Origin of the sequence: Roseibium sp., assembly GCF_025698965.1 — a bacterium.
Classification (GTDB): Bacteria; Pseudomonadota; Alphaproteobacteria; order Rhizobiales; family Stappiaceae; genus Roseibium.
The window spans coordinates 1-9699 of sequence record NZ_JAILWL010000241.1; the positions used below are offsets into that span (position 1 = coordinate 1).

At 55.8% G+C, this 9699-nt stretch carries 9 protein-coding genes; 4 read left to right on the forward strand and 5 right to left on the reverse strand.

Going from position 1 to position 9699, the window contains the following annotated elements; genetic code table 11:
- Both K5905_RS18875 and K5905_RS18880 read right to left on the reverse strand, forming a co-directional pair.
- On the reverse strand, positions 1–969 hold a 969-nt coding region (locus K5905_RS18875), incomplete at its 3' end, for a TRAP transporter small permease subunit (RefSeq protein WP_297586599.1).
- Positions 970–1043: 74 nt separating this feature from the next.
- Positions 1044–2144 (reverse strand): TRAP transporter substrate-binding protein, encoded by a 1101-nt coding sequence (locus tag K5905_RS18880; protein ID WP_297586601.1) that lies wholly within the window; start codon positions 2142–2144, stop codon positions 1044–1046.
- 189 nt (positions 2145–2333) lie between these two features.
- Here K5905_RS18880 and K5905_RS18885 point away from each other — a divergent pair, with 189 nt between their 5' ends.
- From K5905_RS18885 to K5905_RS18895, 3 genes are all read left to right on the forward strand, one after another.
- Positions 2334–3695, forward strand: a complete 1362-nt coding sequence (locus tag K5905_RS18885; protein ID WP_297586603.1) for a cache domain-containing protein — start codon at positions 2334–2336, stop codon at positions 3693–3695.
- Between the two features lie 7 nt (positions 3696–3702).
- Positions 3703–4371 (forward strand): response regulator transcription factor, encoded by a 669-nt coding sequence (locus K5905_RS18890; protein WP_297586604.1) that lies wholly within the window; start codon positions 3703–3705, stop codon positions 4369–4371.
- 70 nt (positions 4372–4441) lie between these two features.
- Positions 4442–5200 carry a gamma-glutamyl-gamma-aminobutyrate hydrolase family protein gene (locus tag K5905_RS18895; protein WP_297586606.1) on the forward strand — a complete coding sequence of 253 codons (759 nt, stop codon included), beginning with the start codon at positions 4442–4444 and terminating at the stop codon, positions 5198–5200.
- A 44-nt stretch (positions 5201–5244) separates the two neighbouring features.
- On the opposite strand, the gene K5905_RS18900 is transcribed toward K5905_RS18895, so the two are convergent.
- Complete coding sequence (locus K5905_RS18900) at positions 5245–7191, reverse strand: DUF1007 family protein (RefSeq protein ID WP_297586607.1); 1947 nt, start codon at positions 7189–7191, stop codon at positions 5245–5247.
- A gap of 246 nt (positions 7192–7437) precedes the next feature.
- Between K5905_RS18900 and K5905_RS18905 the strand changes: the two genes are divergently transcribed.
- A complete protein-coding gene (locus K5905_RS18905) occupies positions 7438–8511 on the forward strand; it encodes a Glu/Leu/Phe/Val dehydrogenase dimerization domain-containing protein (protein ID WP_297586608.1) in 1074 nt (357 codons plus the stop codon).
- Between the two features lie 92 nt (positions 8512–8603).
- Here K5905_RS18905 and K5905_RS18910 read toward each other — a convergent pair whose 3' ends face one another.
- Together K5905_RS18910 and K5905_RS18915 are read right to left on the reverse strand one after the other, a co-directional pair.
- Positions 8604–9143, reverse strand: a complete 540-nt coding sequence (locus K5905_RS18910; RefSeq protein WP_297586609.1) for a TetR/AcrR family transcriptional regulator — start codon at positions 9141–9143, stop codon at positions 8604–8606.
- 168 nt (positions 9144–9311) lie between these two features.
- The coding region (locus K5905_RS18915; protein WP_297586611.1) for a substrate binding domain-containing protein at positions 9312–9699 on the reverse strand (388 nt) is incomplete at its 5' end.

Here is a 9699-nt window from a genome sequence, read left to right on the forward strand (position 1 = left end):
GAAATAGGCCACGAACTGAACCATCATCGAAACGGCAAAGACACCCAGGAACCCGGCCATGAGATATTTCACGTATAGACCGAAACCGGCCTGCGTGACCTCATAAGTCAGGATCGGACTGTTGATGATGTTCTGCTTGCCACCCATGCCGATAATCATGATGACGGCGCATAGGCTCATGCCCAGAACAACGGAGCCGATGGCATTCACGTAGCCTTTGGTTTTCGTCGACATGCCGGCGTAGAAAACGTCGACCCGTACATGCCCCTCTTCCAGCAGCGTATAGGCACTGGCGAACAGGAACAGGGCCGCGTACCAGAACCGCACGAGATCGGCGAGGAAGGCCTGCTCATAGGAGAAGACAAACCGACCGATGACGATAAGAAGCTCCGCGACAACGACCAGAAGCGCGAGCCAGGTAAAGCCGAGTGTTCGCGTGAATGCGGCAATCACCACTGAAAGCCCGATCAAAGGCATATGCACATATGCGCCGCGGAAGCGCGATTTGCCCAGATCGTCGGCAAGCCCGGAGCCAACGACGTCGGCCAGTAATCCCTCGACACGCAGGAACGAGATCACCGTATCGGCCAGCCCCACGATCAGAACGGCAAAGAAAGCCGCCCGGATGATGAAAGCATTGATTTTGCTGATCGTCAGACTGTCATCGCGAAGCGTGGTCTGTCCGCTTCTGAGAACATAGGCAAATGCCCAGATGACCAAAACCGCATAGAGACCCAGTTGCAGCCAGGACCAGAGCAGCGGCAGGGACCCGTTCGCCCGGCCACCGAAGATCGGTGCGATTCCCGGCAGATTCTGCCAGTAGGTCAGATAGTTGTTGAGGAGAAACGCTGCCATGACCGCGAGCACGATCCAGCCGAAAAGCCGGAATAAACGTGCGCTCTCCGGGGATGGAGTATGACCGGAATTCATGGCATGCGAGCCGTCTTGAACGTTGTCCAAGGCCGTCATCGTGGCAGTGCCCTTTGTCTTTTGCATATAAAGAGGGACGGGATTTCTCCCGTCCCCTAGCTAAACCGTCCGGCTTATTCCGGAATGCCGAGGAAGCGGTTCCGCTTGTTGCTGTATGCGACGTCGGAGATCGCCATCCAGCTGCCGATTTCCGAACGGGCCTTGATGAAGCTCTCAAAGATCTTCTTGGAAAGATCGGAATGATCCATTGCTTCCTCAAGAACTTCCTGAGCGGCTTCACCGAAGCTGTCGTAGATCTCGTCAGAGAACTCGCGCAGCTCAACACCGTGCTCGTTGATCAGGCGTGCCAGATAGACACCGTTGTTTGCGTTGGTTTCCGCCATGGTGTTGGCGTTCTCTTCCGCACAGGCTGCGACGATGATCTGCTGATCGACCTTGTCGAGGCCATCCCACCAGGCTTTGTTCATGCCCATTGCAAGCATGGCGCCCGGCTCGTGCATACCCGGATAGTAGTAGTACTTGGCCGCTTCGTAGAACTTCATGAAGTAGTCGTTGAACGGACCAACCCACTCTGTTGCGTCGATCGCACCGGATACAAGGTTTTCGTAGATCTGGCCGCCCGGCAGGGAGACAGGAGACGCGCCCAGTTTCGCCATCACGTCGCCACCCTGACCAGGAATACGCATCTTCAGACCCTTCAGGTCGTCAGCGGTTTCGATTTCCTTGTTGAACCAGCCGCCCATCTGAACGCCTGTATTACCCATGGAAAGGTTCTTCAGGCCGAACTCGCCAGCCAGCTCGTCCCAGAGCTCCTGGCCGCCGCCGAACTTGATCCAGGCGTCCATTTCGGTAACGGTCAGACCGAACGGAACCGCAGTGAACGCTGCCCAGCCCGGATGTTTTCCTTTCCAGTAATAGTCAGCGCCGATATAGGCCTGAGCGTTACCGGAAGCGACTTCGTCGAAGGAGTCAAAAGCGCCAACGCGTTCGCCGGCGGCAAAATACTGTACGTTGATACGGCCAGCGGTCAGTTCTGCAATACGAGCTGCCAGACGCTGCGCAGGAATACCCAGACCCGGGAAATCACGCGGCCAGGTGGAGACAATCACCATATCCTTGGTGCCCTGCGCGATTGCCGGAGCAGCAAGCGCGGAACCGGCAGCAATACCGCCAGCACCAATACCAGCCTTTTTGATAAATGAACGACGATCCATTAGTTTCCTCCCTAAACGGACCCGATATCGGACCGGAATACACACTTGCACCGATCTCCGCGTATGTCTAGTTGACCGGGAGACCAGTGCGCTATTCGTGATTTTGCGCATCTTCTCAGTAGTTCTACCGAGAAGTACGCAAGAGAATTGAAATTCGCAGAACGCTCGCGCAACAAGAGGGCAAATTTCGTGACGTTCAAGACCAAATTGCTGCTCATTACCATCCTGCCGCTGATTGCGGTCTCCCTGCTGATCGGTGCTGCGACCTACTATCAGTCCCTTGAACTCATTGCCGCCGAGACAAAGGCTGTCGAGCAGCGTGTTCTGGCTTCCAAACGGCAGGAAATCCGAAACTATGTCAGTCTGGCACTGACCTCCATCGAGCAGATCTACAACGACGAACCGAACGGGCGGGAAACGGCTCAGGAAGAAGTAAAGGAAATCCTTCAGAACCTGACCTTTGATTATGACGGCTACTTCTTCGTCTATACGCTCGACGGCACCAACATCGTTCACCCCAAACTGCCGCATCTGGTCGGTGGCAACTGGTGGGACCTGAGAGACGACAACGGCGACTTCGTGATCCGGAATCTGATCGCGGCAGCCAAAAGTGGCGGCGGTTTCCATCAATATGTCTGGCACAAACCCTCAACCGGCTCGGTTGAGGAAAAACTCGGCTACGCGATCCTTCTGGACAAATGGGGCTGGATGCTCGGTACAGGCCTTTATACCGATGACATCGCCAGGGAGGTCTCGGCAATCAGGGCCGATTTTTCCCGCAGCATTCGCCAGACGCTGCTTGTGACTTTCATGATCACGCTGGCCGCGATCATTATTGCCGGATCGCTGATCGCCGGGGTTCGTTTCTCCGAACAGCGATTTGCCGACACCAAGCTGAAGGAACTGACCAACAGGATTTTTCAGGTTCAGGAACAGGAACGCAAACGCGTGTCCACCGAGCTTCATGACAGTATTTCTCAACTGCTTGTTTCGGTCCGATATGGTGTGGAGATGATCCATAGCGAAGCCAACCGGCATCCGGACCTCCAGTCCCAGGCTGCCAAATGTCTGAAAACACTGGACGGCACCATCGCCGAGGTCCGCCGCATCTCACGCGATCTGAGGCCGAGTGTCCTTGACGACATGGGCCTGGCGGCTGCGCTCGGCAGCCTCGGCAAGGAATTCCAGAACCAGTCCGGCATTACGGTCAATGTCACCGCCGAGCAATGCCACACAAGGCTCTCGGAAGGAGCCAAGACTGCGCTTTACCGGGTTGTTCAGGAATGCATGACCAACGTGGCTCGCCATGCCCAGGCCAGCGAGGTCAATATCAGCCTGAAAGTCGGCCTGCAGAACCTGTTCCTGTCCGTTGAAGACAACGGTGTCGGACTGCCGCGTCCATTGCCGAAATCCGGGGGTCTGGGCTTCCGCAACATGCGCGAGCGGATTGAGACTTATGGTGGCAAACTGACCCTCAGCCGGCGGGCGTCCGGAGGCACCCGGATAAAAGTCCAAATGCCGCTCGACAACCCGGCGGCAAAGGCGGCATGATGACGAAATGACAGTGCATTCACCTTCACCACATGCCAGCAGCAAACATACGCGCGTCCTTCTTGCCGACGATCACGAACTGGTTCGCGACGGCATTCGCGCACGGCTTCAGAAAGTACCGGAGCTGGAAGTGGTCGGCGAAGCCACCAACGGGCGGGATGCGGTCAATCTGGCGCTGGAACTGCGACCTGACGTCCTGTTGATGGATGTTTCCATGCCGGTAATGAACGGACTGGAAGCGGCCATGGAAATCCGCAAGACCCGACCGGACATCGCAGTTCTGATCCTGTCGGTCTATGACAATCCGGAATATGTGCGCGGTGTCGTTCAGGCCGGTGCACGCGGCTACATTTTGAAGGATATCTCAGCGGCGGAAATGATCACGGCCATCACGAGTGTTGCGTCCGGTGGATACTACTTTTCCTCCGCCGTCGGCCCGACCCTGGTTGGAGCCAACACATCGGCACCCGTTGAAGATCCTTATGGGCTCACCGACAGGGAACGTCAGGTGCTGACGGCCATTGCCAGGGGTCAACCCAACAAGGAAGTGGCCAAGGATCTTGGCATCAGCGTACGCACAGTTGAATCCCACCGGCTAAACCTCCGGGAAAAGGTCGGCAACAAGAACGCAGCCCAGCTTTACAAAGTTGCCCAGGATCTGGGATTGCTGGACTAGTCTGAAAACCGCCGCACCCGAACACCTTTCGTCTTCATCCTTGGAAAAACTCCTGAAACACAGGTCCAAAATGACAAAACCGCTCGTTCTGGTAACAGCTGATGTAAAGGCCATTGATGGCTTCAATTGGCATGCCGTCAACTCAACCTATCTTCATGCGCTTCTGAAAGGATCGGACGCCATTCCAATGATCCTGCCGTCGCTTGGAGCAGACCTTGATCTGGACGCGACTCTCGATCAGGTTGACGGTGTCCTGGCGACGGGATCGCGTTCCAACGTCAACCCGCAGCTTTATGGTGAAGCTCCAACTGAGGAAAACGGCCCCTACGACCCGGATCGGGATTCGACGACCCTACCTCTTTTGAAGCGCGCCATCGAACGCGGCATTCCGGTGTTTGCCATCTGCCGGGGCATGCAGGAACTGAATGTCGCTCTTGGCGGCACCCTTCTCACCGAGATCCAGGCCTTGACGGGTCGAAAGGACCACCGGGCACCGGCATCGGACCATCAGGACGAACGCTTCCGCATTGCCCACCCGATTGAAGTGTCGACCGGAGGCTGTTTGGAAAAGGTCATCGGCGCAGAGCCCTTTGAAGTCAACTCGCTTCACCGTCAGGCCGTCGGTGATCTGGGCAATGGCCTGATCATCGAAGCACAGGCCGAAGACGGTACAATTGAAGCCGTGTCGGTCAAGGACAGCCCCGGCTATGTTCTCGCCACGCAATGGCATCCCGAATATTGGGTGATGACAGACGGCCCCTCCAGGAAACTCTTCGAAGCCTTTGGCGATGCCGTGCGCAGCTACAGGGAAAAACGGCTCGGTCACTAGGCCGCCGATCCGGAAATCGCCTTTCCCGCTTCGCCTGACTGCCGCTACCCCCAGCCGAGCGCGGCAATCAGCAACGTCACGCCGAGCAGGAACACGATCGCCGCACCGAAAATTTCTATGGTGCGGTGAATTTTCATCGACATTGGACTGCCTTCACCGAACAATCTTACGGCAAGGTCTTTTGCTCCAACGGCCAATCCTGCCAGAAGCGAAACGGTGATCCCGGTACCGACGGCCATCGCAAGCGTCGACGCCACACCGGCAGCGATCATGCCCTGTGACAACGCAAAGACAAGAACAACCAACGCACCGGTGCAGGGGCGCAACCCGACAGCAAGCACAATCGAAGCGGCGCGTGCCAGGGTAATCTTGCCCTGGATCATGTCCGGTGTCGGAGCGTGTGCATGTCCGCAGGTTGAACACACACCATCCGCGCCAATCTCATGATGATGGTCATGATGTCCGTGATGGTGACGCCCATGGTGGTGGTGATTATCATGCGAATGGCCATGGGAATGATCATGTGCCGCCGCTCCCGCGTAAGCAAACCGCTCGCCACCGAGCCGCGCCGCTACGCTGGTTGTCAGCGACTTCCCGGCCTTTTGCCACAGCAACCAGCCGCCCAGTCCGGTGATCATCACATAGGACCCGATCTCAAACCAGCGGGCAGTGTCCTGAATGGCGATACTCGTCAGATTGAAGACGACCGCAAGACCTCCGACCAGAACAATGGCCGTTACGGCCTGTGCAAACGCCGAAGCAAAGGAAAGTATGATGCCCTTGCGCAGCGTCTCATTGTTGGCAACGACATAAGACGTGATGATCGCCTTGCCGTGTCCCGGTCCAGCTGCATGAAAAACACCATAGGCAAAGGATAGGCCCATCAAAAGCCACATGGCATTGGGGTTGCTGCGGAATGATCTGAGACTGGCAACCAGCGCCTGATAGAAATCCTTCTGCTTTTGCGCAATGGTCCCGAAAACCTGATCCATCACGCCGATCTGCACAACCGGATCATCGGTCGCCTCGATCACGGCGACCGCGGTTTCAACCCTCTCGGTAACGTCAACTGCTCTGGAGCGGGAACCATCTTGTGATGCTGTAGCGTCTGCCACTTCGGGATTTTGCGCGGCAACTGCATCCTGGCTCTCCGCTTGGAGAACGGTTTCAGCGGGTATAACCGCTCCCGCTGCTGCGCCGACTTCTGTGCAGTCAACGATCAGCTGATTGACCTGGGAGGCAGCTGCCGATTGCAGTTCCGGCGGAAGGTCTCTTTGATCGGCTCCAACCTGTGCAAGAGCATAGGCAGTGGCTTCATCCAGCGGCGGAGGCCCTTTTCGGGTCAGCTTGCAGACGCCGGGTGCATTGATCGTCCCGACTGCGTTTTCTTCTTCACCAAAACGGAAATCGACATAGTAAGTCGGGTCGTAGACATCGATGGTGATGGTGTTCTGAGTGTCACTGGGATCCTTCAGGGGCAATGTGAAGTGAAGCTCCAGAAGATCGACCGATTCCGGGGCCGTTCCTCCGTTCATTTCAATGTCTTCCTGGATCGCTTCGAAATCCTCGGGCTTCATCACCCAATAATCATTCAGCGGAACAGTCGCGACCTCCAGCCAATAGTCCGTCGGTGCGCTGAAATCGAATTCGACCCGCGTATTGTCGCCAAAAGTGAAGTACCCGAAATCGGCCATGCTTTCGACGTTCACGTCGGCCAGTTCGCTCAACTCCTCCCGGGAATAAACCCCATCGCCGTTGGTGTCGAAACCTTGGATGGCAAAGGCGGAAAAAGCATCGTCAAACCGGAACACATGCTTGACCGAAACCGCTTGACCGCTGTCGTCGAAGACAAGCTGGGACCGTGCCTCCACAAACACATGCGGATGCGCCTGAGCGCTGGCAACCGATGCCAGCAGCAGCACACTTCCTGTTGCTATTCGGCGTTTGGCCGCACAAAGAACCGAAAACAGTCTGGCAAAAAGACGATGCACCGGAAGTACCTTCTCAATGAGATGTAATATATTTACATGCCACAGGAGCCCATGCCCAGAGAAGACGGCAGGAAGATGGCCGGACAGGTTTCGCACCGCAAAAGTCATTTGGAATAATTTTCACAATTTTCCACACATGGCGGAACACATAACCCGCTCCAGGCTCGGATATTAGGAGAAAAGACACAAAATTCCTCCGTTCGAGCCTAATATATTTGTAATGATAATTACCTTACAGAGCCAACAATGAACGCCTTGCACACATCAGTCCACCACAGCGCCGTTTTCGACCATCCGGAAATGGGGGAGCACGAGAATATCGTTTTCGTTCAGGACAAGGACACCGGCCTGAGCGCGATCATTGCCGTCCATGACACAACGCTTGGACCGGCTCTGGGCGGTTGTCGTGTCTGGCCCTACAAAAACCCGGCCGACGCGCTTACGGACGCACTGCGTCTTTCCCGCGGAATGACTTACAAGAATTCGCTTGCTGGTCTCGATCTTGGTGGCGGCAAGGCGGTGATCATGGCGGACCCGCGCAAGGAAAAGTCCATTGAATTGATGGAATCCTTTGGCCGTCACGTCGAACGCCTGTCGGGCACTTATATCACTGCCGAAGATGTCGGCGTTTCCCCTAATGACATGGATGCCGTCGCTCGGCACACCGACCACGTACGAGGTACCAGCGCAACCGGCCTGGGCGATCCGTCGCCTTATACCGCACTTGGTGTTTTTGAAGGCATCAAGGCATCTGCAAAACATGTATTTGGCAGTCATGATCTCGACGGCAAGACGATATCGGTTCAGGGTCTTGGCCATGTCGGCTTCGATGTCGCCCGGCAGCTTCATGACGCAGGCGCCAACCTGATTGTCTCCGACATTCATGCACCAGCCGTTCTGCAGGCGATTGAGGAATTCCGTGCAATAGCGGTCGACCCGGCTGAAGCTCACAAGGTCGTCGCAGACATTTTTGTCCCGTGTGCCCTCGGCGCCGGATTGAATGCACGGACCATTCCGCAAATTCAGGCGCGCATTGTCGCCGGCGCAGCGAACAATCAGCTGCAGACACCTGCCGACGGCGCCGCGCTGAAGAAACGCGGAATTCTTTACGCACCCGACTACGCGATCAATGCAGGTGGTGTAATCTCGATCGCACTCGCGACACCCGGCGATAACGACGCACTTGTCAGGGAAAAGACACAGGCGATCGGCGACACGCTGGCCGCGATTTATCAGCGCGCGGATCGTGAAGAAATCACTCCGGAACGAGTGGCCGACACAATGGCCGAAGAAAGACTGGCCAGATCGCGACGGGTCTGAAACGAGGTCCCGACACGGAAAAACAAGAACGGCGGCTCAAGCCGCCGTTTCCTTTTCCATCAAGCTTCCAAGCCGTGCTGACGGATTGGTCTTCAGGAAAACTGCCGTTCGTTGGCAGTCTTGAACATCTGACGGACCAGAGCCTTTGCATCCTCAACGGCTGTTTCACCCATCTCGGCGTAGCACGCGGTGACGCCCTCGTGCAGCATGTAGAGTGTCGACGCAAACTGCTCCTGCCCACTGAGCTCTCCGAAGAAGTCCAGAAGCTCACCCTTGTGCCGCTTTACCGTTGCTTCGATTTCCGAGCTGTCTGGATTTGCGGCCAAAGCCTGGCGGAAGAAACACTCTTTGCCTTTGGTCATGCGCATCCAGCCACCAAGCTTGTCGAACAGTTGTTCGGCCGCTGCCTGTCCGGGCGTGCTTACACCCTCACGCACATATTTCAGATAGCGCTGATGACGATATTCCAGTGCACCGAGTATCATCGCTTCACGAGAAGGAAAGTGGCGATAGAGGGTGCGCATGCTGACACCGACACCCGCCCGGAGTTCAGGAACGCTCGGCTCCGCAAATCCCCGGCTCCAGAACACCTGTTCCAATCCCGCTGCGATCTGTTTTTGAGCTTCATCCATAAGTGAACTCTGGTGGGAATATCTCAAATTTGCAAGTCAAACCTTGTAAGAGACATGTTCAGCAGGCGCACGCAAACAAACAAAAAGCACAAAACAACCGAATTTTACCCAGTAGTTCGTCAGATTTAGCCAAAAAGTCGGCTGAACCTCTTCCCAACTAGATTAGCTCTAGCAAATCGGATGCTTTGAAGACCATTCAACCAGATAGTCAACAAAGGCACGCACTTTTGCACTCAGGTGCCGTCGATGCGGATAGACGGCATAAATGCCGCGCTCTGGTTCTTCAAAGGGTTCCAGGAGAATGTTCAGATCTCCCTTGTTGATGTCGTTATAAACGAAAAAGAGTGGCGCCCTCAAGTAACCAAGATGACACAGCGCCGCCTCACGTGCGGCTGAAGCACTGTTGACTTCAATTGGTCCCTTGACCGTGACCGAATGCCGTTCGCCATCAACCTGAAACGCCCAGTTTTGTTTGAAACGGTAATTTGTATCGATGATGCAGGGACGGGTGGCAAGATCCGCTGGAACCTTTGGCTCACCATATGTCTCGATTGCT

Excerpts from the sequence above, each read along its gene's own strand:
- K5905_RS18880 (WP_297586601.1), bottom strand. The coding sequence starts at position 2,144 with ATGGATCGTCGTTCATTTATCAAAAAGGCTGGTATTGGTGCTGGCGGT.
- K5905_RS18890 (WP_297586604.1), top strand. The coding sequence starts at position 3,703 with ATGACAGTGCATTCACCTTCACCACATGCCAGCAGCAAACATACGCGC.
- K5905_RS18895 (WP_297586606.1), top strand. The coding sequence starts at position 4,442 with ATGACAAAACCGCTCGTTCTGGTAACAGCTGATGTAAAGGCCATTGAT.
- K5905_RS18905 (WP_297586608.1), top strand. The coding sequence starts at position 7,438 with ATGAACGCCTTGCACACATCAGTCCACCACAGCGCCGTTTTCGACCAT.
- K5905_RS18910 (WP_297586609.1), bottom strand. The coding sequence starts at position 9,143 with ATGGATGAAGCTCAAAAACAGATCGCAGCGGGATTGGAACAGGTGTTC.